The sequence below is a fragment of the Paenibacillus sp. KS-LC4 genome, assembly GCF_036894955.1.
GTDB lineage: Bacteria > Bacillota > Bacilli > Paenibacillales > Paenibacillaceae > Pristimantibacillus.
Map to the genome: position 1 here is coordinate 3659437 of NZ_CP145905.1, position 23301 is coordinate 3682737.

At 48.8% G+C, this 23301-nt stretch carries 29 protein-coding genes; 1 reads left to right on the forward strand and 28 read right to left on the reverse strand.

Features of this window, described 5'->3' with window-relative positions; translation table 11 throughout:
- Positions 1-94: 94 nt before the first annotated feature.
- From V5J77_RS15450 to V5J77_RS15585, 28 genes are all read right to left on the reverse strand, one after another.
- Positions 95-370: an HU family DNA-binding protein gene (locus V5J77_RS15450; RefSeq protein ID WP_046232030.1), complete on the reverse strand. Its 276-nt coding sequence runs from the start codon at positions 368-370 to the stop codon at positions 95-97.
- A gap of 183 nt (positions 371-553) precedes the next feature.
- Positions 554-1540: an ABC transporter permease gene (locus V5J77_RS15455; protein ID WP_338551735.1), complete on the reverse strand. Its 987-nt coding sequence runs from the start codon at positions 1538-1540 to the stop codon at positions 554-556.
- The gene (locus tag V5J77_RS15460; RefSeq protein ID WP_338551736.1) at positions 1540-3054 is read right to left on the reverse strand and encodes a sugar ABC transporter ATP-binding protein; all 1515 of its coding nucleotides are present in this window, start codon (positions 3052-3054) and stop codon (positions 1540-1542) included. The genes V5J77_RS15455 and V5J77_RS15460 overlap by 1 nt, the downstream gene beginning before the upstream one ends.
- A 49-nt stretch (positions 3055-3103) precedes the next feature.
- A complete protein-coding gene (locus V5J77_RS15465; protein ID WP_338551737.1) occupies positions 3104-4228 on the reverse strand; it encodes a sugar ABC transporter substrate-binding protein in 1125 nt (374 codons plus the stop codon).
- Between the two features lie 282 nt (positions 4229-4510).
- The gene (spoIVA, locus tag V5J77_RS15470) at positions 4511-5989 is read right to left on the reverse strand and encodes a stage IV sporulation protein A (RefSeq protein WP_099519926.1); all 1479 of its coding nucleotides are present in this window, start codon (positions 5987-5989) and stop codon (positions 4511-4513) included.
- Between the two features lie 305 nt (positions 5990-6294).
- Positions 6295-7053 carry a hypothetical protein gene (locus V5J77_RS15475; RefSeq protein WP_338551738.1) on the reverse strand — a complete coding sequence of 253 codons (759 nt, stop codon included), beginning with the start codon at positions 7051-7053 and terminating at the stop codon, positions 6295-6297.
- A gap of 29 nt (positions 7054-7082) precedes the next feature.
- Positions 7083-7427 carry a 2Fe-2S iron-sulfur cluster-binding protein gene (locus tag V5J77_RS15480; protein ID WP_338551739.1) on the reverse strand — a complete coding sequence of 115 codons (345 nt, stop codon included), beginning with the start codon at positions 7425-7427 and terminating at the stop codon, positions 7083-7085.
- Complete coding sequence (locus tag V5J77_RS15485; protein WP_338551740.1) at positions 7424-8038, reverse strand: hypothetical protein; 615 nt, start codon at positions 8036-8038, stop codon at positions 7424-7426. The genes V5J77_RS15480 and V5J77_RS15485 overlap by 4 nt, the downstream gene beginning before the upstream one ends.
- A gap of 63 nt (positions 8039-8101) precedes the next feature.
- Complete coding sequence (locus V5J77_RS15490) at positions 8102-8398, reverse strand: 2Fe-2S iron-sulfur cluster-binding protein (RefSeq protein WP_338551741.1); 297 nt, start codon at positions 8396-8398, stop codon at positions 8102-8104.
- Positions 8399-8452: 54 nt separating this feature from the next.
- The gene (locus V5J77_RS15495) at positions 8453-8632 is read right to left on the reverse strand and encodes a DUF2768 family protein (RefSeq protein WP_046232021.1); all 180 of its coding nucleotides are present in this window, start codon (positions 8630-8632) and stop codon (positions 8453-8455) included.
- Positions 8633-8784: 152 nt separating this feature from the next.
- Complete coding sequence (locus V5J77_RS15500; RefSeq protein WP_338551742.1) at positions 8785-9060, reverse strand: stage VI sporulation protein F; 276 nt, start codon at positions 9058-9060, stop codon at positions 8785-8787.
- A 103-nt stretch (positions 9061-9163) separates the two neighbouring features.
- The gene (locus V5J77_RS15505) at positions 9164-10198 is read right to left on the reverse strand and encodes an NAD(P)H-dependent glycerol-3-phosphate dehydrogenase (protein WP_338551743.1); all 1035 of its coding nucleotides are present in this window, start codon (positions 10196-10198) and stop codon (positions 9164-9166) included.
- A gap of 7 nt (positions 10199-10205) precedes the next feature.
- Entirely contained in the window at positions 10206-10814 is a 609-nt protein-coding gene (gene plsY, locus V5J77_RS15510; RefSeq protein WP_338551744.1) for a glycerol-3-phosphate 1-O-acyltransferase PlsY, read from the reverse strand.
- A gap of 12 nt (positions 10815-10826) precedes the next feature.
- Complete coding sequence (der, locus tag V5J77_RS15515) at positions 10827-12149, reverse strand: ribosome biogenesis GTPase Der (protein ID WP_338551745.1); 1323 nt, start codon at positions 12147-12149, stop codon at positions 10827-10829.
- A 78-nt stretch (positions 12150-12227) separates the two neighbouring features.
- The gene (locus V5J77_RS15520; RefSeq protein WP_338551746.1) at positions 12228-12407 is read right to left on the reverse strand and encodes a hypothetical protein; all 180 of its coding nucleotides are present in this window, start codon (positions 12405-12407) and stop codon (positions 12228-12230) included.
- Between the two features lie 2 nt (positions 12408-12409).
- On the reverse strand, positions 12410-13315 hold the full coding sequence (locus V5J77_RS15525; RefSeq protein WP_338551747.1) for a YIEGIA family protein: 906 nt from the start codon (positions 13313-13315) through the stop codon (positions 12410-12412).
- The gene (locus tag V5J77_RS15530) at positions 13312-13944 is read right to left on the reverse strand and encodes a hypothetical protein (RefSeq protein WP_338551748.1); all 633 of its coding nucleotides are present in this window, start codon (positions 13942-13944) and stop codon (positions 13312-13314) included. The genes V5J77_RS15525 and V5J77_RS15530 overlap by 4 nt, the downstream gene beginning before the upstream one ends.
- Before the next feature lie 332 nt (positions 13945-14276).
- The gene (locus V5J77_RS15535; RefSeq protein ID WP_338551749.1) at positions 14277-14507 is read right to left on the reverse strand and encodes a hypothetical protein; all 231 of its coding nucleotides are present in this window, start codon (positions 14505-14507) and stop codon (positions 14277-14279) included.
- 93 nt (positions 14508-14600) lie between these two features.
- Positions 14601-15830: a 30S ribosomal protein S1 gene (gene rpsA / locus V5J77_RS15540; RefSeq protein WP_338551750.1), complete on the reverse strand. Its 1230-nt coding sequence runs from the start codon at positions 15828-15830 to the stop codon at positions 14601-14603.
- A 106-nt stretch (positions 15831-15936) separates the two neighbouring features.
- Complete coding sequence (locus V5J77_RS15545; protein ID WP_338551751.1) at positions 15937-16515, reverse strand: lysophospholipid acyltransferase family protein; 579 nt, start codon at positions 16513-16515, stop codon at positions 15937-15939.
- A gap of 3 nt (positions 16516-16518) precedes the next feature.
- Positions 16519-17214: a (d)CMP kinase gene (gene cmk, locus V5J77_RS15550; RefSeq protein ID WP_338556842.1), complete on the reverse strand. Its 696-nt coding sequence runs from the start codon at positions 17212-17214 to the stop codon at positions 16519-16521.
- A 173-nt stretch (positions 17215-17387) separates the two neighbouring features.
- Positions 17388-17618: a hypothetical protein gene (locus V5J77_RS15555; protein ID WP_338551752.1), complete on the reverse strand. Its 231-nt coding sequence runs from the start codon at positions 17616-17618 to the stop codon at positions 17388-17390.
- A 59-nt stretch (positions 17619-17677) separates the two neighbouring features.
- Entirely contained in the window at positions 17678-18331 is a 654-nt protein-coding gene (locus V5J77_RS15560; RefSeq protein WP_338551753.1) for a PilZ domain-containing protein, read from the reverse strand.
- A 59-nt stretch (positions 18332-18390) separates the two neighbouring features.
- Positions 18391-19758 carry a germination protein YpeB gene (gene ypeB, locus V5J77_RS15565; RefSeq protein ID WP_338551754.1) on the reverse strand — a complete coding sequence of 456 codons (1368 nt, stop codon included), beginning with the start codon at positions 19756-19758 and terminating at the stop codon, positions 18391-18393.
- Between the two features lie 74 nt (positions 19759-19832).
- Entirely contained in the window at positions 19833-19991 is a 159-nt protein-coding gene (locus V5J77_RS15570; protein WP_338551755.1) for a hypothetical protein, read from the reverse strand.
- Between the two features lie 56 nt (positions 19992-20047).
- On the reverse strand, positions 20048-20746 hold the full coding sequence (gene prsW / locus V5J77_RS15575) for a glutamic-type intramembrane protease PrsW (protein ID WP_338551756.1): 699 nt from the start codon (positions 20744-20746) through the stop codon (positions 20048-20050).
- 306 nt (positions 20747-21052) lie between these two features.
- Positions 21053-21667: a genetic competence negative regulator gene (locus tag V5J77_RS15580; RefSeq protein WP_046232007.1), complete on the reverse strand. Its 615-nt coding sequence runs from the start codon at positions 21665-21667 to the stop codon at positions 21053-21055.
- Between the two features lie 198 nt (positions 21668-21865).
- Entirely contained in the window at positions 21866-22186 is a 321-nt protein-coding gene (locus V5J77_RS15585; protein WP_338551757.1) for a hypothetical protein, read from the reverse strand.
- 192 nt (positions 22187-22378) lie between these two features.
- Between V5J77_RS15585 and V5J77_RS15590 the strand changes: the two genes are divergently transcribed.
- Complete coding sequence (locus tag V5J77_RS15590; RefSeq protein ID WP_338551758.1) at positions 22379-23257, forward strand: polysaccharide deacetylase family protein; 879 nt, start codon at positions 22379-22381, stop codon at positions 23255-23257.
- Positions 23258-23301: the final 44 nt, after the last annotated feature.

Here is a 23301-nt window from a genome sequence, read left to right on the forward strand (position 1 = left end):
CAGGTCGTTTATAAGTGTCACACTTATAAACGCATGTCTATCTAAAAAGCGCCCGAACGCTAACGTCCGGACGCCGATTTAACGAATGCTGCTACTAATTGGATACGAGATCCTTAAGCGATTTGCCTGGCTTAAAAGCCGGGATTTTGCTAGCCGGAATATCAATTTCCAAACCGGTTTGCGGATTGCGTCCTTTACGAGCTTGACGCTCGCGAACCTCGAAGTTGCCAAAGCCAACCAATTGGACTTTGTCACCGCCTTGAAGCGCATCAGAGATGGCATCAAATACAGCATCAACTGCTTTAGTCGCATCTTTCTTGGACAGATCGGATAATTCAGCAACCTTGTTGATCAAATCCGTTTTATTCATTCGTTTCACCTCCCTATTAGGCAAATGAAGAGTCATCTTATCCCTCTTATTAACGGAATCACCTAAAAATATACATGCCATAGTTTTCTATGCATTTACCAAACCTATAGTAATACAGCCGTTTGGCAATTTCAAGTATTTCAGCACGTTTCCGTATTTTTTCACGATTCTCATTAAAATAGGCTACCCATTTCGGCGTTTGTTCAGATGAATGAACGTAACGGCGAGTGCCAAAACGAGCACAACCCCTTTGATAATATCATTGGAATAATACTGCACCTTCATCATGGTCAATCCGTTAAGCAGCACCCCGATCAGCAGTGCGCCAAAAAAAGTACCGATCACATTCGGCTTGCCCGCGCCAAACACGGAATAGCCTACAAATACGGCCGCTACGGCCTCCATCATCATAGGCGCTCCAGCGTCAATTTGTCCCGTTCCAACACGTGCGGCGAACAATACCCCGCCAATCGCAGCGAAGACCCCTGAAGCCACATAGGCGGCTGTACGAATGCGGCGAACGCGAATGCCGGACAAGCGGGCTGCTTCTTCGTTTCCGCCTGTCGTTTGCATTTGACGTCCCCATTTGCTGTATTTGAAAAACAGATGAACGACTATAACAGCAATGACCATCAAAATAACAGGTACCGGAATTTGCCCGATTTTGCCTTGGCCCAGCCACAGGAAGGAGCTGTTGAAAACGCCAGGCGCAGTCGAGCCGTCAGGCATTGGCATATTGTTGTAAATCGAGTAGCCCTTCGTATACGTTTTGTGAATACCGGCTACAATGTACATCACGGCAAGCGTAGCGAGCAGATCCGGAATTCGGATGCGGACGATGAGCAGCGCGTTAAGCAGCCCTACCAAGGCGCCGATCGCGATTGCCACGATCAGTACAACGATAAGCGGCTGCTGAAACCACACCATCATAGCGGCGGTTACAACCGTTGTCAGTGACACCGTCGAACCGACCGACAAGTCAAAGCCGTCTACCGTCAGCGAAAAGGTTACGCCAATCGCAACAAAGGTCACAATGGAAATCGAACGCAAAATATCAGAAAGATTGGCATAAGTGAAAAAATGCTCATCCCATAATGAGAAAAATAAAATGACAATGGCAATAACGATAAGCGAGCCATATTTAAATAAAAAGCTTGAAAACTTCTCCATTACACCGTTTCATCCTTTCCACCGCTGGCATATAGCATCAGCTTCTCCTGCGTTGCTTCACCACGTCCAAACTGCTTGACGAGCTTCCCGTCGCACATCACCATAATGCGGTCGGCAATACCGATCGCCTCGGCAAATTCACAGGTCAAATACACAATTGCTTTTCCTTGAGTTGCGAGCGTACCGATAATTTTAAAAATATCGCTTTTGGCGCCGATGTCAACGCCCTTAGTTGGCTCATCAAACAAATACACGCTTGCGCCGGTAGGCAGCCATTTGCCAATGGACACCTTCTGTTGGTTCCCGCCGCTCAGATGTGCGACCTTTTGCTCAGGTGAGGAGGCTTTGACGCCAAGCCTCCCAATTATAGCTTCAGCATTATTCGTCTCACGCTTTCCTGACAAAAAGCCGAGCTTGGATAGCGCGCTCAAAATCGGCAAGCTGAGATTATTTTTCACCGACTCCTCTACCAAAATCCCCTGCTTGCGGCGCTCCTCCGGCACAAGTACAAGCCCGCCTTTAAAAGCATCTGCTGGCGAGGCCAAATTGACGGCCTGTCCATTTACGCTTACCGTACCTCCATCCGCTTTGTCTGCACCGAACAGCAGCCGGGATAACTCGGTTTTTCCCGCTCCTACAAGGCCGACTATCGCGACGATTTCACCGCTTTTCACATCAAAGCTGACATCCTTAACCTGATGTCCCCTATGAATACGTGTAACGTTCAGAAGCGGCTTCCCAATTGTAGCCTCAAGCTTTGGGTACTCCTCCTCGAATACTCGTCCGAGCATGGCGATCACGACGTCCTGCATCGTCATGGCCGATGCCGCCTCGGTGACGATTCTCTCCCCATCACGCATAACGGTTATTCGGTCGCAAATTTGAAATATTTCCGGCAAACGGTGGGAAATGAATACGATGCCGATACCTTCTGACTTTAGCTGGGCTATAACACGGAATAACCGCTCCGCTTCTTCCAAGCTCAAAGGGGCGGTCGGCTCATCAAAAATGACATATTTAGCTTTCTCGGTCAACAAACGAGCAATTAATACGAGCTGTTTCTCCGCAAGCGTCAGCTCTGCTGCCTTCCTCCGAACGGGAATACGCGCACCTAAACGAGCCAGAGTTTCCTCTGCCTCCTTCTCCAGCTTGCCCCAGTTCAACCACGCCTTGCTTCCATTTGCCGAAATGCGATCCAGCATGACATTCTCCACTACGCTTAGCTGTGCAACCAGTGCGGTATCAACCTCCTGATAAACACAATGGATGCCCAATGACTTGGCATCCCCTGGCGAACTGATATGAACTTGCTGTCCATCGATTACAATGGTTCCTTCATCCTGGCTGTAGGCTCCTGATAAAATTTTCATCAGCGTGCTTTTGCCCGCGCCATTGGCGCCAAGCAGCGCATGAACCTCACCGCTTTGCAAGATAAAATCAACATTCCGGAGAGCGGGAATGCCGGAAAAAGCTTTCCGGATTCCCTTCATTTGCAATTGTTTGTTTGCACTCATCGTTTGCATCTCTCCATCCCTGCATGTGCCTATTACTTAGGGTAAGCCCTTATTTCAATGCTTCCAAATCTTTCATCCAATCCTCATAGCCTTGTGTGCTGCTTCCCCAGCCTTCTACATGCTTGGAAAGGTCCGTCGTGCTAACTTTCTCTTCTGGCAACGCATCACGGTGAACGTATACCGGCTCCAGAACGACTAAAGGCTCATTCGCATCGCCTTTAAATTCTTTGTACAAAATACGAACTTGCACACGGCCGATATCTTTAGGATCAACAGCTGCTGAAGCGACCCATGGGCTCGTTTTGTCTTGAATCATTTGCAGATCCTCATCGCTCATGTCAATGCCATAAACTTTAATTTCTGTACGGCCAGCCTGCTGGATAGCACGGGAAGCACCTTTAGCAAACTCATCCCAAGCTGCCCATACTGCTGTAATATCGCCTTTATTCGGGTATTGGCGCAAAATCGCTTCCATCTGCGATTGTGTATCCAGTGCCGGGTTGTTGGCATTACCGAAAGCGGCAATTTCTTTGATGTCCGGATATTTCTCTTGGAACTGCTTGTAGGCCACTTGACGGCGCTCCATTGGCGCAAAGCCTGCTACCCATACTTTAACGATATTTCCTTTGCCGCCAGCATCTTTAGCAAGCTGCTCAAGCGTAATTTCAGCCATTTTCTGGTCATCCTGCTGCAATACAGGCACGCCATCCACCTTCACGTCTGCATCGAACACGACTACAGAAATGCCTTGCTCTTTCGCTCTTTTAATTCCCGCTTCGAGCGCCGCTGCTTGTCCATGGTCAATCAAAATGCCGTCAAAGCCTTGGTTGATTGCTGCATCAAGGTTTGAGGACATTTTCGCCAAATCATTGTCGGATGCGAAAACCGTTACTTCTCCGCCAAATTTTTCGGCTTGCTCCTTCACCCCTTCTACATATTGGGACGAGAAGGTTCCTGTATTAAATTGCATAACGAGCGCAAGTTTTTTACCTTTTAGAGCTGCCAAATCTGTGCTGCCGCCAGCTGCATTGTCAGCTGTAGCTTCCGCTGATGCTGTCGGCGAAACCGATGCCTCGCTTGCAGGCGCATTGTTTGTTGCTGCTCCGCAGGCCGAAATAACCAGTAATACCGCAGCTAGAAAAATTGTTAATGAAAGCTTACCCCATTGTTTCATGTTCTTTCCCTCTCCCCGTCTCATGTCTCTACCATCATCATTATATTGCTTCCTTGCAATCATATCATTTTATCCCACTATGTCAATCGGAATTTAATATTTTGTCGAAAAAACGCGTTTGACGCAACAATTGTCATTATAGTAACGCTTTTCAAAAATTGCAACCTCATTTTCAAAGCCCTCGCCGCCTGAGCACAAACGTCCGCAAATGCAGAACAGCCGTTGCTCGAAGACCTGATCGGCCTCTCAAGCAACGGCTGCATTTAACTAGGTTTAGATGCGTTACAAAATAATGGCGATGAGGCCGCCAGACCCCTCGTTAATAATGCGGCCCAGCGTTTCCTGCAACTTGTAGCGCGCGTTATCCGGCATCATCGCAATTTTGCCCTGAATACCTTCTCTTACAAGGGAATGCAGCGAGCGGCCGAAAATGTCGGACTCCCAAATTTTGATCGGGTCGCTCTCGAAATCCTGCATCAAATATCTTACAAGCTCTTCGGTCTGCTTCTCAGAGCCAATAATTGGCGCAAATTCCGATTCCACATCAACGCGGATCATATGGATAGATGGTGCAGTCGCTTTCAGCCTTACGCCGAATCTCGAGCCTTGACGAATGAGCTCCGGCTCCTCCAGCGCCATCTCAGCCAGCGTCGGAGCCGCAATGCCGTAGCCAGTAGCCTTGACCATTTCCAGCGCTTCGGCGAAGCGGTCGTATTCCCGCTTTGCATGGGAAAACTCCTGCATCAGCTGAAGCAAATGATCTTTGCCGCGAATTTCTACGCCCACCACTTCCATCAAAATCCGGTCATACAGCTCATCCGGCGCATACAGGTCGATCTCGGCTACACCCTGCCCCATGTTCATGCCGCTAAGTCCCGCTCTTGCGATAAAGTCGTAATCCATAAACTGCGCTACTACCCGGTCCACATCCCGCAAACGGCGAATATCCTTAACTGTATCGCGGACAGAGTTTTCATAGTTGCTGCGCAGCCAGTGATTTTCATTCAGCACCATCACCCAGCTTGGCAGATTTACGTTGACTTCATGAACAGGGAACTCGTAGAGCACCTCGCGCAATACCGAAATAACTTCCTCTTCCCCCATCGTTGCTACGCTGAGCGTAATGACCGGAATATCATATTTCGTTTGAAGCTCGGAGCGCAGCTGCAGCGCTTCCTCGCTGCGCGGACGCGTCGAGTTAATGATCAGCACAAAGGGCTTGCCTACTTCCTTCAGCTCACTGATGACCCGCTCCTCGGCCTCTACATAGGAGCTGCGCGGGATTTCAGCGATCGAGCCATCAGTCGTCACGACTACACCTAATGTAGAATGCTCCTGAATAACTTTACGTGTCCCGATTTCCGCGGCTTCTTGGAAGGGAATCGGATCATCAAACCACGGCGTTGTAATCATTCGCGGCCCATTTTCATCCTCATAGCCCTTCGCGCCTTCCACCGCATAGCCGACACAATCGACCAGCCGTATGTTTACTTCCAGCCCCTCGGCTACTTTCAATTGCACCGCTTGGTTTGGCACAAATTTCGGCTCAGTTGTCATAATGGTTTTGCCCGCGGCGCTTTGCGGCAGCTCGTCTACGGCACGTACACGATCAGCCTCACTCGTAATGTTAGGGAGCACCACCGTTTCCATGAACCGCTTAATGAACGTTGATTTACCCGTGCGGACAGCCCCTACAACACCGAGGTAAATATCCCCACCGGTACGTTCGGCTATGTCCTTGAAAATGTCTACTTTCTCCACTGAATATCCCCTCCCAATTGATTTCCCGGTTCGCCGCCTTCCACCGGACAAGAGGGCAGGCCAGCGACGCAACTCGTACAGCTTTTAGGACTAGTAATATCCTATTGTTCCAGCTCTCCAATTATGACGATTGTTATCAAATCTTTTAAAGCTTAAGTCACGCTCTTGCCCTTCCAAGATTGAGTTATATGAGAAATACAGCTACAGTATGCCAATACAGCAAAAAAACCTCCAAACCGATTCTCGAAGAATCAAGCTTGGAGGACGCCTCTATCACAATTTATGAAGATCAAATCTTTACAGATTTACGATATCGCCTTCGGCTGTCCATCTGCCCAATAATAGACGGGCGCCTTTACTGGCACAAAAACATCCCGCTCAACCAACAGCTGGCGCAAGTCATAATCGGCGTCGAAGGACGTTTTGCCCTCCTTCTGGATCGCCTGCATAAGATCAGGGCCATAATCCGCATAAACCTGACCTTTCTCGTCGAGCATTGCCGCCATCGTCAAGCCTGAGTAGCTGCTGACAATCGCGGGCGCTTTTTTGCCAAGCAGCTTGTAATCCACGTAATAAAAGCCCGGATAAGCCTCGTCGCCCTTCGGCAGCTTGCCCGCATTAGCCGTGGAGTACGCCTGCACCCAGCTCGAAATATCGTTGATCTGCTGATAAATACGCAAATCCATCAGCCGAACTTTAGGATCTGTTTCTTCATCCGTAATTAGAAAATAATAATTGCCGCCCTTCTCAAACGCCGCTGACGGAATATCGCTCAAATACCCTTTTCCTTGCAGCGGGATGAAATCCAGAATGAACTTCTCATATAACGGCGTTTCAGACGTGCTATTCTTAATAGGCAATACACCCGTATCTGCCATATACTCATCAATCGCCGCCTGTACATTACGAACGGCTTCTTTCGGAGCGCCTTGATTTTGCGATAGTCGATCATTCGGATACATGCAGCCGGATAACACCAATAGAGCCGCGGCAGTTGCCAGCAGCGCTGCCTTCCGAAGCCACAGCTCGCGGTTAATGAAATGCGCAAACATAAAATTAAACATTTTCATGCGTCCCCCTATCTTTCAAAGCCTTACCAAAGCTTATCATCTTCCTCAGCCTGCCTCGCCAGCTGCTTAAGCACCGCCGCGCGAAGCGGGTCCATCGGAATTTCAGCCTGCACTTTGCCCTTCACGCGCGCCTGGCAGGAAAGCCGCATGCCATCTTCCAAGCCTGCCAGCTTGCGCCGTTCCACATCGCCGATCGGCATCAGCTCGCTGCCCGGCTTTACTTCCATTTTGCACATAAAACAAGCAGCCTTGCCATCGCACCGCGTTCTTACCGCAATACCTGCTTGTCTTGCAGCGTCCAGCAGCGTCGTGCCAGGGCGCACCTTGATTGTTTTGCCAGCAGGCAGAAACGTCACCTCGGCGCTCATATCAGCTGCCCTACCCGCTGCTCCGCAATCCAGCGGCGCACTTGTGCTTTCAGCGCTGCGCTTAGCTGATTGCGGCTTTCCAGTTGCTCAAGCGCTGGTGAATGGCGGACTTCATCCTCGCAATACGCTTCAATGATCAGCTCATAACGATCCCGGCGATCACGCAGCACATTAAACCATAGCTCATGAGCGAGCGGTACAACCGTTACTGTAGCAGCGAGAGCAGAGCCTCCGCGAACCGTCATCTGCTCTGCGTAAGGCAGCAGCAGCGAACGCACCTGCGTTTCATAACAGCTATCATGTGCCCGCACAACGAACCCGCCTACAAGCTCAACGGTCACGCCGTCAATGAGATAGTGACTCAGCCTGGAACGGTATATACCCGTCTCATCCAATACTGGAATATCTGTAGCAAAAGGCTGAAGCAAGGCATGAAGACAATCGACGTCAGCCTCATCGGTGTATAAATCCAAATCTCTAGGTTCGCTGGTCAGCGCCGCGCCTCTCAGCATAAGCCCTGCGCTGCCCCCAACAACCCAAGGGGCGCCGCTTCCGGCTGTCAGCTGGGCAATGGAGGCCAGCGCTTGCTCGATTCGTCCTCTAATGCTCATCACTTGCACTTCCTTTATTAAACATAATGGCGGCGCTATTCTAACAACTAAACGGCATGTTTTTTAAAAATATGTTTTATTGATTGCTTTAATATTCACATCGACCGACTTTACAATCGCTTGGCAAGCAAGGCGATAGCCTTCTTCAAACTCCTCCGGGTCCATGCGATCCCATTCCTGATCCGTTATTCCTTCAAGCCCGCTAGCTCCTTCAATCACTTGACAGCGGCATCGGGCACAGGTGCCGCGCGTGCAGGAGAAAGCGAAATCCACATTATGCTTCATCGCTAAATCCAGCAGCGACAGTCCGTCCTCCGCTTCTACAATTGCCGTTCTCGTTCTCCCTGTAAGCTCAATCATAAGCGCAACCGTCCCCTTCTCTATCTGGATGTATGTATGCCTTTCGTATAACCGTTAAATAATGGAAATAACTCCGCAAATAAAACCAATGAGCAGCAAAACAAAAGCAATAAGCGATAAAATAAATTTAACAATCCCCTTCGTCTTGATTCGGGCAAATGTAATGATTACCGCCGAAATAGCCATTAAGCCGATGCCGATCAGCGAAACCCACATTTTCATCATAGCATCCATAGTCGACTCTTCTCCCACTCTTCACCAATGTAATAAATGCAACCCATATTATATCATTGACTGCAAAAAAGGACAAAAGGCGCAAAATGGCTGCATCGGGATCGCTCCGCTGCAGCAAAGCTTTGCGCTTTTGCCCTCATAAAAAAGATTTGTTACTTCTTAATCATCATTTTGATAAGCGATTCCATGCTGTTCATATTCATGCCGGTCGCCTTAACGGCTTTGACAATATCATTTATAGTCGATTCCGCCACAGGCACCTTCGCCATCTCAGACACTTGCTTGATCAGCTTGCGTAGCTCGGCTTCGTTCTGCATCGTCGAATCCGTTACACCGCTGGCCAGCTTCTTGACCGAGTTTTCAGAGATGTTTTTGCCTGTTTTTTTATTAATTGCGCCGAGCACGTCTTTTGAAATATTTTTCCCCATGCTTTTTACCTCCCATCGCAATCGCATCAGCTAGTTGATCTTAAGCTTCAGCTCCGATGGGATATCATATGAGCAGTGCAATCGTTTGGTGTAGGCGCCTGTCTTAGCCGATGCTTTCAATCTCATGGGTTTTTAGCCGACCCATCAGATGCTCAACGGCTGTTTTTGGCGGAAATTCCTCAAACAGCACCTTGTACAATTGCGCAGTAATCGGCATTTCAACCTCATAGCGCTTTGCCAGCTCATGCGCGGCACGCGTCGTACGAACGCCTTCGACGACCATGCCCATCTTCGTAAGCACCTCAGCGAGCGGCGTGCCGTCCGCCAGCATATGCCCAGCGCGCCAGTTACGGCTGTGCTGGCTCGTACAAGTAACAACCAAGTCGCCAACCCCCGCTAACCCTGCAAAGGTGAGCGGATTGGCGCCCATAGCTGCGCCAAGGCGTCCGATCTCTGCAAGCCCGCGCGTCAGCAGCGCCGCCTTGGCGTTATCGCCAAAGCCGAGCCCGTCTGATAAGCCGGCACCGAGCGCGATAATATTTTTAATCGCGCCAGCTACTTCAACGCCCACGACATCTGGATTCGTATAAACGCGAAAATCGGAGGTCATGAAAGCATCCTGTGCTTGCTCGGCTGCTTTCATATTTGCCGAAGCGACAACTACGGTTGTCGGCTGGCGATTAATCACTTCCTCCGCATGGCTCGGACCAGACAGCACAACAATTTGCTCAGGCGCACGACCCAGCTCTTCGGAAAGCACCGTCGTCATCCGCTTAAGCGTCTCGGCTTCAAACCCTTTCGTTGCATGCACGCAAAGCGTCTCGGCTGCAAGATAAGGAGCTGCCTGCTTCGCCACTTCCCGCATCGCTCCGGATGGAGCAACGAACAGCGCAAGCTCCGCTCCGTTGAGCGCTTTCTGCAAGTCGGTCGTTGCCTGAAGACCTTCCGGAAGCGTTACGCCCGGCAAATATTTAGCATTAGTGCGGCTTTCATTAATGCGGCTTGCCTGCTCCGCATTACGCGTCCACAGCAACACCTCATAGCCGTTGCGAGCCAGAACGGAAGCAAGCGCTGTGCCCCAGCTTCCTGCTACAAGCACCGCTGCGCGGCGCGCTTGCTCAGACTTTGCTTTTGCCATATTGGAATCACATTCCTTTCTTTGCGCCAAGCTTGTTCTCCGTTCCCTTCAGCAGCTTCATAATGTTCGTCTTGTGACGGACAAACGCGAATACGCATAATACAAGGCTTGCGCAAAGCAGCGGCAAGGAGTAAGTAAACAAAGCAATAAAGATCGGCGTCAATGCTGCGAACAGCAAAGAACCGAGCGATACGTAGCGTGTAATGGCAATCGCAAGTATAGCAACAATTCCTGCAAGCAGCGCTGGCAAAAACGCAAGCGTTAAAATAACGCCAACGGTTGTCGCTATGCCTTTGCCGCCTTTGAAACGGAACCAAATGGGCCAGTTGTGACCAATAATAGCAGCAAGACCGCATAATACAGGTGTCCAGCTTGCAGCGTCGCCCCCGCTAAGCCACTGGCCCAGCAGCACGGCGACTACCCCTTTTGCAATATCCAGCAAAAAGACCGTTATACCTGGCCCTTTACCAAGCACGCGAATCGTATTCGTCGCCCCGGCATTGCCGCTGCCATGCTCGCGAATGTCAATGCCTTTCAGCCATTTCGCGATGACGATGCTAAATGAAACGGAACCTAATAAATAACTGATAATAACTGCAATGGCTGAGTACAGCACGCCTCTTCTCCCCTAATCCTCGTCTGACTTGCGACGTGTAAATAAACGTAGCGGCGTGCCTTCAAAATTAAACGCTGCCCGTATTTTATTTTCCAAATAACGCTCGTATGAGAAATGCATCATCTCTGGCTCATTGACGAAAATGACAATCGTCGGCGGTTTTGTCGCCACTTGTGTTACATAGTTGATTTTCAGACGTTTGCCTTTGTCAGTCGGCGGCGGGTTGTAAGCAACCGCATCTCCAACAATATCATTCAGCAGATGCGTCTGAATCCGCAAGGCATGCTGCTCCGATACGTGATTCACGACAGGCAGCAGCTTATGCAGACGGGACTTCGTAAGCGCGGACAAATAAACAATTGGCGCATACGACATAAACAGGAAGTGGTCGCGGATCGTCTGCGAGAAAGCTTGCATCGTTTTCTCGTCCTTCTCGACGACATCCCATTTGTTGACGACAAAAATAGACGCCTTGCCCGCTTCATGCGCATAGCCTGCAATATGCTTGTCCTGCTCAATAATACCTTCCTCACCATTAATCAGGATGAGGGCAACGTCAGCGCGTTCAATCGCTTTCATCGCACGCATAACGCTGTATTTTTCCGTCGATTCATACACTTTGCCTCGCTTGCGCATACCAGCTGTGTCAATCAGCACGTACTTCTGTCCATCGCGCTCAAAAGGCGTATCAATGGCATCGCGAGTTGTACCTGCTACATTGCTGACGATAACGCGTTCTTCGCCAAGCAGCGCATTAACGAGCGAGGATTTTCCTACGTTTGGACGTCCAATTAAGGCAACGCGAATAACATCATCCTCATATTCGACATCTTCGATTTCTGGAAGCTTGGATACGGCAGCATCCAGCAAATCGCCAATACCCATACCATGGGAGCCGGAAATCGCAATTGGTTCGCCAAAGCCCAAGCCATAAAACTCATAAATCTCGTCCATGCGTCCCGCATTATCCACCTTATTAATCGCGAGTACGATAGGCTTGCGGGAGCGAAACAGCATTTGTCCCACTTCTTCATCCGAATGGGTGAGACCCGCTTTCGCATCTGCCATAAAAATAATGACATCCGCTTCTTCAATTGCCAGCTCGGCTTGCATCCGAACCGATTTCATAATTTCATCTTCACCATCAATTTCAATGCCGCCTGTATCTACAATATTAAAGGCTATGCCATTCCATTCTCCGGTGCCGTACAGCCGATCCCTCGTAACCCCCGGCTTATCTTCTACAATTGCCAGCCTGTCGCCGACTATCCGATTAAATATGGTAGACTTACCCACATTCGGGCGTCCAACGATGGCGATAATAGGTCTTGCCATAGTTTTTAATTCACTCCTTCAGTAATTCTCACGCTTACCATCATAGCAAAAAACAGCCGCCTTGGCTAACTTTTCATGCTAAAGGTGATTGACGAGGATAATGACGCCATTTTTCAAATTGTGGGCATTCGCATTCAAAATCTTCTCCAGAAGAAAAGCAGTCTGCTCCAGCTCCTGCTCACTGGCTGCAAAAAAGATCGGCGCACCGCCTCCTGTAACATCCCGATTGCTCGAAACGACTGCAACAATATTCGCCATCTTTAGCCCTCCTGCTTATTGACTTTTGCTTCTGTAGGCATTCGCACAGCCGATTCGAGAATCGGTACGCGACCGATCACCTTGAGCGCCTTGCTCTTGTCCTTGTCCTGCGGTAGCATAAATACGGCAAGTCTGCCATCCTTCATATCGAGCTTTGCCATAGGAATTAGGGAAGGCTCGCCATCATCCCGATATACCCCCAGCATCGTAGCCAGATCGTAAAGTATCGCTTGACGCTGGCCCAAATTGCCAATGGTAACCTTGCTGTTCGCATTGACAGGCGTCAATATAAAGCCCATTCCGCGCTCGCGAATCGTATCTTGATTAGACTTAAGCCCCACATTCATAATATATATATCGCCGACGAGCAAATCCGGTCCATCCACGCGCACCTCGGCTGTTTCAGCCGTAACAATGTGCGACAGCGTTTTGCCCGAACGAAAATGATGGACGATCAGCAGCGATATTCCTCCTGCCAGCAGGCCAACCCATAAATTGACCATTACAGCGAAAAGACTAGTAAGCAGAGATGACATAATGACGAGGTAATTGCGGCCTTCAAACACCATAGCGATACCCTCTATATAAGTTGCTCCACGGCTGACGAGCTCCAAGCTGTCAATCTTCGTCAGCGTCTCGCGCTCCATTTTTCTAACATCGCGAAATTGCTGTGCGGCTAGCGATAAAAAAGTAATGGCCGTATAGTCTTTACTGTATAGCGCCGGAACAGCAACTGCCCCAAGCGCCGCAGCAATAACGCCTAGCGAAATATGGATAATTCTGCCGTGAGGATAAGTCGGATATTGGCGATAATCGGTTTTCAGCATGAGCAGCCTTGCTATAATACCGAATGCCATTCCAAGCAATACTCCTAGCAGATGCTTATTTTCCATTAAATAGTGGCTCATTTCGGGGAGCTCCCTCCTTTATTTCTCCAGCCCGCTTCAGCCAGCTTGCTGTAAGAAGCGCGAAGCAAATAGAAAGCTATGCTGATGATTCGCGCACAAGCAAAAGCAAGCCAAAAGCTGTCCCACCATGCCAAGGAGCCAATTCTAGCCATGTAACCGCCGCTTGATAACAGCCCATTTGCCAATTCCGCCATTATGGCCGCGAGCAGCAATAGGCCAAATTGATGGCCCGCCTTCACCGAAAAAGCAGCTGCGAGCAGTCCGCCTAGCAGACCTCCATCAGCAACGGGAACAAGCCAATAGAACACCGGATCAAGCCGATACAGCTTCTGCGTGCCGCCCAAAATAATACCGGTCAAGCAAGCACATAACAGCAGGTAGCGCCTGGATTCTCCAGCTGCACTTCTGCGCAGCGCCCAGCAGACCGCAGCTGCCGTAACGATAACACTTCCATAAATCTCAATGGCTGTCCCATAAACAGTTGTCTGATAATGAAACGGCTGCACAAGTAGACATAAGGCAGCAACGATCAACTTGGAGCGCCCTGCTCCGACATATTCCGCCCAGCCTGTCATTATTAATATGAAAGCTATAATCATAATCCAGAACGACAAATATCCTTCGTTCACAGTCAAATCACCCCACGTGAAGCTATTATGCGCCAAAAAAAAGAGGCTATTCCTAATTATGAAACATTAGGAACAACCTCAATTTATAACAGATGAAGCGAAACGCCACCTCATCTGACTCTTGTGAAAATAACGCAACTAACTCCTGATTAAAGCGCTGATCTCCTTTTGGCATATACCAATGAATACACTGTATGGCACGCAAACGATTTTCAGCATGGCTGCTTGTGAGCTCCTGCCTAATGAAAATTTCCGCCTCAGCGACATTCATTTTTGCAAGCACCTGCATCGACAGGCTTCGCAGGCTATGGAAGTTCCCGCATTTACGCCTATTAAGAAGCTAATCGTTTCCTGCGAAATCTCCTTAGCACTAAAAAAGCTGAAAATTCCTCAGGCAAACTGACGCCCTTCGCTTGCTCAAACTGACGATGCTCATCGAGACTAAGCGGACTGTTCATTGTATAAGTATGAGCTTTCGCCCCAAATAGCTGATGGTCTGGATCGGTCTGGGCAGCAGTCTTCAGCTTTTGATTAATAAGATCCAATTGCTTATGTATAGTCATAATATCCCCCTTTGCATGAGGTATATAATTTCATATAAAAAAAACAAAAGGCCAAGCAGCTGCCTGGCCTTTCGAAAAATACCTGTAAAAGAATTATTTCAATTTATTCAGTTTGTCGCCGAAACGCTCAGCCAGCGAATAGCTCATGCTTTGGCTGTTCAAGCTAACATTAGGATTGTTCAGTTCCTCTTGTTTAGGAGCGCGCTCGCGTTGTTGTCTTTCTGGCTTTTGCGGTTGCTCAGGAGCTTCTTCTGTTTCCTTGATGCTCAGGCTAACGCGTTTTTCAGCAGGGTTGAAGTCAAGAACCTTCGCTTGAACTTCTTGCCCTTCTTGCAATACCTCAAATGGAGTTGCAATATGACGGTGAGCGATTTGGGAAATGTGAACCAAACCTTCAACGCCTGGAGCGATTTCAACGAATGCGCCGAAAGTAACAAGGCGGCGAACTGTACCTGTTACGATATCGCCAATGTTGAATTGGCTTCCAGCTGTTTCCCAAGGACCTGGTTGAGCAGCTTTAATGCTCAGGCTGATTTTACCAGCAGCAGGATCAACTTTAAGAACTTTAACCGTTACCGCTTGACCTTCAGCTACTACATCCTTAGGATGAGCAACGTGCTGCCATGAAAGCTCGGAAACGTGAACGAGACCGTCAACGCCGCCGATATCAATGAATGCACCAAATGGTGTCAAACGTTGAACCGTACCTTCAAGCTGTTGGCCTGGCTCAATAGCCGCGATCAATTTTTGTTTGTTTTCTTCGAATTCTGCGTCCAATACTTCTTTCGCAGACAAAATAACTTTGCCGTTTTCTTGGTCGATTTCTTTCACTTTTACGCGAAGTGTGCGGCCTTTGTAGTCGCTGAAATCTTCTACAAAATGACGCTCAACCATCGAAGCTGGAATAAAGCCGCGCACGCCAACATCAGCGACAAGGCCGCCTTTTACAACGTCAGCCACGACAACTTCAAATACTTCGCCGCTCTCAAAACGAGCTTGAAGCGCATCCCAAGCGCGCTCGCCATCTACGCTTTTCTTGGAAAGAACAAGCTTTTCTTTCTCGTCATCAATGCTGATAACTTTAAGCTCAACCTCTTGGCCTACTTGTACGGCATCGTTTGCATTATCCAATTGAACTGCGGACAGTTCGCGAATCGGGATAACACCGTCATATTTATATCCAAGGCTTACGTAAGCTTGGTTATCTTCGATTTTGACGATCGAACCTTTAACTGTATCCCCTTTTTTCAAGGATACGAAATTATCCATAGCCTCTTGATTTTCCGCTACTGCGGACTCTTGCACATTGGTTTCTTCTGACATTGAAATAACCTCCTCAATTCATCCAACAACTTTTCAACTTACAAATTTATTTAAATCCGCCAACGTTCTAAAGTAAAACATTAAGCAGCATTTAAAACAGCTATGTTTATTGGTTCGCTGCAATAAGAGCGCGAACGTCCTTCATAATCGCATCAGTCAGACGGTCCAGCTTATCCGGTGAGGAATCATCAATAAATGCGGTAAGATCAACCGGCTTGCCATAATAAACCGTTACTTTGCGAAACAAGGAATAATTACCCACAATTGCCACAGGAATAACAACCGCATTGCTGCGAAGCGCGATCATCGCGGCTCCCTTCTTCGCTTCTCCGCCTTGATTGCGGCGAGAGCCCTCCGGGAAAATTCCCATTACATTGCCTTCCTTCAGCAGGGTGATCGATGATTTGATCGCCTCTTTGCTGACGCCTCCGCGCTTGACAGGAAAAGCTCCAAATGCTCGAATGAGCGGTCCGAAAACTGGAATTTTAAACAATTCGGCTTTCGCCATATAATGGACTTTCCGTTTGACCTTGACACCTACTGTAGGCGGGTCAAAATTACTGACGTGGTTGGCGCATAGAATAACAGGCCCATCAGCAGGTATATTCTCAAGCCCTTTGGCTTCAAGACGGAATAGGCATATATAAAGCACACGGAGAAGAAATCGGAACAACAGGTATAACATAGTTTACTTCGCCCCCGCCAATTTGGTTCTGCTTAATTTGACAATAGCCTCGGCGACCTCTTCAATCGACATCGTCGTGCTGTCCAGCAGGATAGCATCTTCAGCGCGGACAAGCGGCGAAATCTCCCGCTGTTCATCCAGTTGGTCCCGCTGCGAAATTTCCTCCGCAAGCTGTTCCAGCGTAACCGGCTGCTTGCCTGCTAGCTCCTTATACCTGCGAAGCGCACGCTCTTCAACGGATGCCGTTAAAAAAACCTTCAGCTCAGCGTTCGGAAGCACATGGGAGCCAATGTCCCTGCCATCCATTACAACGCCTTTCTCCTCAGCCAGCCTACGCTGAGCAGCGCCAAGAAATTGCCTAACTGCATCATTCGCAGCATAATGAGACACACTGAGCGTCACATCACGTGAACGAATTTGCTCGGTGACATTTTCTCCATTCAAAAATACAGTCTGTCCATTGTTGCCTGCCTGGAGTTTAATGTCCAGATGCGTCACATGGTCAGCCAGCTTGCCAGCTTCCTGAGGCTCAATACCCGCCAGCTGCGAACTATAGGTCACGGCTCGATACATAGCACCTGTATCAATATATACATATCCTAGTTGTTCGGCAACTTTACGCGCTACTGTGCTCTTGCCTGCTCCAGCAGGTCCATCAATCGCAATGTTGATCCGCTCGCCGTCACCGTCTTGCTGCATCACTTAAAGTCAACCCCCCTTATGACGAGAAGGCTGGCTTAATACACCGTGACAGATGCGACGCTAACCTCTCAATAAAAAAGCAGGCTTTGCCTGCGGACGTGAAAATTATACCACACTATACGAGCGGATGCAAAAACCCCCTACGCCCTGCTGTCACTTATTTGTACGCATTATGAAGAAACCTGTCCTTTCAGACGGGTCCCTTCCATACGCTCGGCTCCTGATAGCAAGTGTCTTACCACGCTGCTTTGCAGCGCCGTTTGCGCAAGCAAGCAGGCGATAAGCAGAGCGGCAGCCACGATGCCGAGCCCTTTTCCTATTTGATCAAACCGAGCTGAAAAAGACCGGCTGGGAGCTTGTCCCCCCTGCTGTTTACGGCTTCGCCCACTCATTCGAACCATGAAATCAATCCCTTCTATCCCTATTAAAGGATAGCATGCCTAGAGGGTACAAGCCCTATTCAGCGGTTGCGGAATTCAAGCTGACGCTCAAAGCAATAACGAATAATCCGCTGGCGGTCAGAATCATTAATACCGGCAAATTTAATCATGGCTTGTTTGCGCCCTGTCTCAAGACTTTCCACCCGTACAATTTCAGCGGTAAAGGATGCATGCTCTATAGAGCCATTTTTATAAGGAACCAGCAACCAGCACTCCAGCACCTGACCTTGGGAAATTTGCCATTTGCCATCGCAAATGAACGAAATTCCGCCGCCGCCAACATCATCTGTAAGCGCCACGAAGCGCACGTGATCCGGCGTTTTCACTGCGATTTCAAGCTCCGCAGCTACCCGAAGAAAATTGCGCCGCTGCACCTTTGTAATCTGATCTAGCTCCGGCCTGCGGATTTTGACCAGCTTAACGACATCTTCCCGGAATCCAAGAACGTGGGAATTAAAAAAATGCTTGATTCCGTCCTCCGATACAAAATAGACCGAAAGCTCGTCGCCCAAAAACATCCTTTTCATTCTGCCATTTTGGATATTTATCGGGTTCTCAATCAAAAAGCCTTCATCCAGCACCTCGGCAATACGCGCCTTGTACTCAATCGCAGCTTCTGCTTCATCAGAAGAAGCAATTTGGAAAAATAGCGTTTGGTTAATTTTTGGCAACAAGTTAGCTCCCCCCTATAATGCTGTCATTATAACACGACATATAGAGAGGAGCCATAAGGTTATTTACCGGAACTTGCCACTTTATCAAGCGAAGACAAAACTTCAATGGATTCTTCCATGCCGCTATCGGCATTGATGTAAATACGGTAATCACTATCGTTGATCCGGCCCGTATATTCATAGCATAACACTTCATTGCCATCATCGTTTTTGATCAGCGCCATCTGCTCTTTCGACACTTTCATTTGTGGATTCAGCGCCTTGCGCGCGTCTGCTTTGGAGATGCCTGCCTTAGGCAGCGTCCGCTTATGATGCTCGAAAACATATTCATTCGCCTGCAAAGCCGCTATATCTCCATTATCAAGGGCAACCTTAATCGTCAGCTTGTCCGGGTAAATCAGCACATCGCCTTGATTGCCGACGAAGCTGAACGTTCCCGCATTATCATAGACGTCATAGCTGACCGCCTGCATGTCATTAAAGCCATGCTCTTTCAAAAATTTTTCGGCCGCAGCCCGGGCTTGCTCGGCACTTAGCTGCTTCTCTCCAATTTCGCGAGGATCCATATAAGCGATCAATTGACCACCCTTTTGTGAAAAATCCATATGAATCGCATTACCGGACTTATGCTCGGACAATACTGCGGAATACGAAGCATATTCCGTGCCTTTGCCATTCTCCTCTATGCGTACGCTTTTGCCCTCGCCTTTTTTGCCGGCAAACTTGATAGCGCGCTGCTTAATTTCATCCGGCGTTACCTGTTTGCCACTCAGCATACTAATTGTGCGCTTCTCGTACATGCTCGACACCGAAGGACCCCAGTTGATTTCCGGATACTCGCTTACCTTTTTATCGACTCCCTTGAAGCCGTCCACAATCGTCTGGTCGCCTTTGGCCTGCTGCGCAGCCAATGACAGCTCGACATCCATCCAGCGCAAATGATTCGAGAGCACTTTTTCCTGCATGCTCTGCAAATCTTGTGAAATATCCTTTGAGCTGGCATACAGCGTTTTGAGAGTTTTGAATTCATCCTCAGAAAGCGGCTGCTTAGTCAAATCGCGAACGGAAGTTTTATAAGCAAAATTGGATATCCGCGACAAAAAGTCCTCCGCCTTGTCAAATGGAAGCATCGAAAGCGGAAGCTGGTTGATTTCGTTCTGTGCCTGGCTTGTTAGCCGCCATACGTTAACGAGCCCTTTTCGATGATAAGCTTGTGATGTGGAATTAACGGCTAATGTATGACCAAGCTGCTCATGCAGCTTATCCACATGGTAGGTTAAATCATGGAACGCCCGTTGATACTGATTTTCCGCCTTCATCAAAACCGTGTTTTTCTCCTGATGCTCCTGATAGCCCCAATAGAGCGAACCGACCAGCAAAATCGCAGCAATCGGGAACAACACCGCGCTAATCCGTTTATAAACCATACAAAAAGCTCCTTTCTTGTGCAAACCTGGTGTTAGTTTGGTTTGCAGAAAGGAGCTTTATGCATTCAATTTGGTTAGAAAGTATGTTCTTCAATATCAAGATCGTCGATGTTGTTGCAGATGCATTGCTTGAAACCCGTATCCACGCCGCTGCTTTCGCGCTTGCCGCGCAAAACGAACTTCTCGCCACATACATTGCAGCGAATAGTCACCTTCACTCTGACTGCTTCCATCCTTACCTCCAGCTTATCAAAAAAATTTCCTCTAGCTGTCAGTATGGACGGCATCGTTACAATTTAACCTCTTCTTCCTTCTTCAAAAAACGAAACGGAGAGCGCGAATTGGCCCGCTGCATCTTTCGAAGCCCAACGACCCATAGCACGGCCATAAACGGAATGATGAACCAGATCCAGCTGGACCGCATCGTAATCATGATCAAGTCATAGCTGCCGTGCAGCACAATAGGCAGCAGAAACGATACAATGATATAATTTCTGCGTTTTTTGCCATCGCTTTCGAACTTTGCTTTGCCTACATAATAGCCCATCATAATGCCGAATAGGGCATGCCCCGATACCGGCAGCAGCGCTCTCATAATGAGCGATCCGAACGTGGCCGGTGTCAGGAAGGCATACATCACATTTTCGAGCGTCGCAAATCCGAGCGAGATGGAGGCGGCATAAACGATGCCGTCATAAGGCTCGTCAAACTCCGTATGATTATAAATAAAATGATAAAGCACAAACCATTTTATAAACTCTTCTACGCCAGCCGATTGCACAAAGGAAAAAACGACCGGATTGTCCCCCCACCACAGCTGTAAGCCACGCTGCACAACCATGATCGGCAGCACGATCAGCACACCCAGCAAAAACATCCGGACGACCATATGAATCGGCTCCGTATCGTATTTATCCTTTAAATATAAATAGGTCAGCAGCGCGATTCCCGGTGCCACTGCAGCTGTCAAGACAGAAATCCACGTCATCGTCGTTGTTCACCCCCATGTTGCACCCGCCCCCGATAAAGGGAGGCTTCCTCTATTTTAAGGCTAATCGCCACATAAGCGGCAACCCGCATATCCATTTCATATCTATTTCGAATTCATCACCAGCAGCATGCTGCTTGAATCCAGCTTGTCCAACAAATGAAGGACATTCAGCCCCTCTTCATTATACAACGCTCCGAGCGCATCCGATATACCTATTATCGTCACAAAAAGAAGAAGAGCATCAGCAGGCTCGACACTCCTGCAGATGCTCCGTACATGATTCCCTCTTCGCTCAAGCAAGGCCTAGTTGAAAAAATGAGTGCATATTTCCTTCACAGCCTCGGAAGGCATAATGACTTTCCCGTACTCCTCCAGCATCGCATAAGTGACCGATGTGGCTTCACCGTATTCAGCCAGCAAGGCAATAACGGCATTATGGCGGGACGTTTCAATCAAAGCCGGTTCCAGCGCCAGTATATATTTATTATTGTAAGCATACAGGCGCCCATCCTCTGTCAGGGCAGCGGCTTGCAGCTGTCTGCAAACCTGTATAACATCCTCGAAATCCCGAAAGGAATACATGACGATATCGCTTTGCTCAAGCGTCACTTCCATTTCGTAAATTTCGTCATCTGCGTCATCATCATCAGAAGTTCTCTCTTCAGAGCTCCCGTTCATTTTGCCGCGAGTGACAATCACGACCATACCTTGGGCCGGCAGGGCAAACACTTCGACCGCTAACGGTCCGCTGGCATCGAATCCAAGTTCACTGTATGCTTGATCCATCATTTCACTGAATAGTTCGTGCACCTTTGGAATTTCGCGCCACATGTCGTCCTTCTGGATCCCTCGTTCCAGCAGGTCGTCGAACGTCAGAAATATTTTTATCTTGTCCTGACTAAGTCGTTCGATCTTCATGACAGGATCCTCCTCTGCAGCATCTGTTGTAACAGCGTATGAAATTAATAAGAAGATGTGACCAAAATGGTCAAATCAAACTATGTAACTACTTTATCATGTTCATACTCGGATTGCACCTAAAATAGGCAAAAAGAATCGTTCGAATCTGCACTTTTTCAGTGCCTCGTTCAAACGATTCCTTCCAGAAACTGTTGGTTAATGTGTCTTGTTCGACGATTCCGCCATAATCTCCTCGGCTTGCTGTTTCAGCTTCGGATCACTGTTCATCATTGCTTCAATCTGAACCCAGCCGTCGCCGTATTTTCCGGCGGTATCGTCTGTACGCTTTGGGGCTGTATTTACAGCCTTTTGCGTCCAATTGTTGTTCCACAGAGACGTCGCCTTGTTGCTGATCGAGGAGCAGGCGCTTGCAAGCACGCCCGCTGCAAGTGCAGCTGTACCTGGACGCTTGCGGGCAACATAGAGAGCAGCCGCTGCTCCGGCAAGCCCTCCGAGAAGAAACCCTCTTAGCCTCATAGTAGGACAAAACCTCCTTGATTTAGGGCCTAAAAAATCCCCATTCCATATTCGATTTCACCTTTTATTGTGGCTTGCCTGACTTTAATTATCCTGCTTAATAAAGGAAATCCGGCAGGCTGCAAAACACAGCATTATTGATTATGCTACAATAATACCCATTGACAACTACAATATATATGGAGGTTCATTATGCTTAAACGAATGACCGCAGCGCTCACTGTTGTTCTGGGAGCCGCTTTAGTTGCTTCCGCTTGCAGCCAGCAGGCTGTCCCTACAGGCAGCAGCCTGCCGCAGGAAAGTGAGGCGGCGCTGGAAAGTCCAGCACCTGAGCAATTGCAGCCCGCTTCTCCAGCAATTCAGCAAAATGAGCAAGCAGGCTCGCCCAGTGCAGAAGCCGAGGCAACACCATTGCCAAGCGAAGCAGCAGCCAAGCTGTACAAAATGGACAGCGTATACCGCTTTAAACCATTAGAACAAGCAACGCCGGACAAAGTCGTACTGCTGACCTTTGATGATGGGCCGCACAACAAGGAGGTGCTGACCAGCCTGCTCGATACGCTCGATAAGCATAAGGCCAAAGCGATTTTTTTCGTAAACGGCTATCGGGTGAAAGCGAATCCTGAATTGCTTTCGCTCATTCATGAGCGCGGACAGACGATCGGCAACCATTCCTGGGACCATATCAATTTAAAAAAAGAATCTGCCGCTAAAGTGGAGCAGCAGGTTGCTGATGTTCAGGCTAGTGTCATGGAGCTAACTGGCGAAGCGCCGAAGTTTTTCCGCCCGCCTTACGGATCCGGCAACGATAGCGTCAAAGAAATCGTCAAAAACCACGGCATGCTGTACATGACGTGGTCCAACGGTTCGCTTGATTGGGAGCAGAAATCTCCCGGAGATCCTAATAAAGTTGTCGCGAATGTGATGGAGCAGCTCCATCCGGGCGCCAACATTTTAATGCATGAGCTGGCCTGGACCGCTGAAGCGCTTGACAAGCTGCTGACGCAGCTTGAAGACGAGGGCTATGGCTTCATTGATCCGGCAACAATTGATACGGGGCAAACGAATTAATGCGCTGGAGCAGCAACCGCTACAGCAGCTTAATTCGCATATTT

What these genes read in the sequence shown, in the direction of transcription:
- rpsA (WP_338551750.1), bottom strand. Translation starts at nt 15,830, where the DNA reads ATGTCAGAAGAAACCAATGTGCAAGAGTCCGCAGTAGCGGAAAATCAA.
- V5J77_RS15535 (WP_338551749.1), bottom strand. Translation starts at nt 14,507, where the DNA reads ATGACTATACATAAGCAATTGGATCTTATTAATCAAAAGCTGAAGACT.
- V5J77_RS15570 (WP_338551755.1), bottom strand. Translation starts at nt 19,991, where the DNA reads ATGGAAGCAGTCAGAGTGAAGGTGACTATTCGCTGCAATGTATGTGGC.
- ypeB (WP_338551754.1), bottom strand. Translation starts at nt 19,758, where the DNA reads ATGGTTTATAAACGGATTAGCGCGGTGTTGTTCCCGATTGCTGCGATT.
- cmk (WP_338556842.1), bottom strand. Translation starts at nt 17,214, where the DNA reads ATGCAGCAAGACGGTGACGGCGAGCGGATCAACATTGCGATTGATGGA.
- V5J77_RS15585 (WP_338551757.1), bottom strand. Translation starts at nt 22,186, where the DNA reads ATGAGGCTAAGAGGGTTTCTTCTCGGAGGGCTTGCCGGAGCAGCGGCT.
- V5J77_RS15495 (WP_046232021.1), bottom strand. Translation starts at nt 8,632, where the DNA reads ATGGATGCTATGATGAAAATGTGGGTTTCGCTGATCGGCATCGGCTTA.
- V5J77_RS15455 (WP_338551735.1), bottom strand. Translation starts at nt 1,540, where the DNA reads ATGGAGAAGTTTTCAAGCTTTTTATTTAAATATGGCTCGCTTATCGTT.
- V5J77_RS15460 (WP_338551736.1), bottom strand. Translation starts at nt 3,054, where the DNA reads ATGAGTGCAAACAAACAATTGCAAATGAAGGGAATCCGGAAAGCTTTT.
- V5J77_RS15555 (WP_338551752.1), bottom strand. Translation starts at nt 17,618, where the DNA reads ATGGTTCGAATGAGTGGGCGAAGCCGTAAACAGCAGGGGGGACAAGCT.
- V5J77_RS15525 (WP_338551747.1), bottom strand. Translation starts at nt 13,315, where the DNA reads ATGAGCCACTATTTAATGGAAAATAAGCATCTGCTAGGAGTATTGCTT.
- V5J77_RS15545 (WP_338551751.1), bottom strand. Translation starts at nt 16,515, where the DNA reads ATGTTATACCTGTTGTTCCGATTTCTTCTCCGTGTGCTTTATATATGC.
- V5J77_RS15475 (WP_338551738.1), bottom strand. Translation starts at nt 7,053, where the DNA reads ATGTTTAATTTTATGTTTGCGCATTTCATTAACCGCGAGCTGTGGCTT.
- der (WP_338551745.1), bottom strand. Translation starts at nt 12,149, where the DNA reads ATGGCAAGACCTATTATCGCCATCGTTGGACGCCCGAATGTGGGTAAG.
- V5J77_RS15590 (WP_338551758.1), top strand. Translation starts at nt 22,379, where the DNA reads ATGCTTAAACGAATGACCGCAGCGCTCACTGTTGTTCTGGGAGCCGCT.
- V5J77_RS15490 (WP_338551741.1), bottom strand. Translation starts at nt 8,398, where the DNA reads ATGATTGAGCTTACAGGGAGAACGAGAACGGCAATTGTAGAAGCGGAG.
- V5J77_RS15520 (WP_338551746.1), bottom strand. Translation starts at nt 12,407, where the DNA reads ATGGCGAATATTGTTGCAGTCGTTTCGAGCAATCGGGATGTTACAGGA.
- V5J77_RS15465 (WP_338551737.1), bottom strand. Translation starts at nt 4,228, where the DNA reads ATGAAACAATGGGGTAAGCTTTCATTAACAATTTTTCTAGCTGCGGTA.
- V5J77_RS15505 (WP_338551743.1), bottom strand. Translation starts at nt 10,198, where the DNA reads ATGGCAAAAGCAAAGTCTGAGCAAGCGCGCCGCGCAGCGGTGCTTGTA.
- V5J77_RS15450 (WP_046232030.1), bottom strand. Translation starts at nt 370, where the DNA reads ATGAATAAAACGGATTTGATCAACAAGGTTGCTGAATTATCCGATCTG.
- V5J77_RS15500 (WP_338551742.1), bottom strand. Translation starts at nt 9,060, where the DNA reads ATGGGGAAAAATATTTCAAAAGACGTGCTCGGCGCAATTAATAAAAAA.
- V5J77_RS15580 (WP_046232007.1), bottom strand. Translation starts at nt 21,667, where the DNA reads ATGAAGATCGAACGACTTAGTCAGGACAAGATAAAAATATTTCTGACG.
- V5J77_RS15485 (WP_338551740.1), bottom strand. Translation starts at nt 8,038, where the DNA reads ATGAGCATTAGAGGACGAATCGAGCAAGCGCTGGCCTCCATTGCCCAG.
- prsW (WP_338551756.1), bottom strand. Translation starts at nt 20,746, where the DNA reads ATGACGTGGATTTCTGTCTTGACAGCTGCAGTGGCACCGGGAATCGCG.
- V5J77_RS15480 (WP_338551739.1), bottom strand. Translation starts at nt 7,427, where the DNA reads ATGAGCGCCGAGGTGACGTTTCTGCCTGCTGGCAAAACAATCAAGGTG.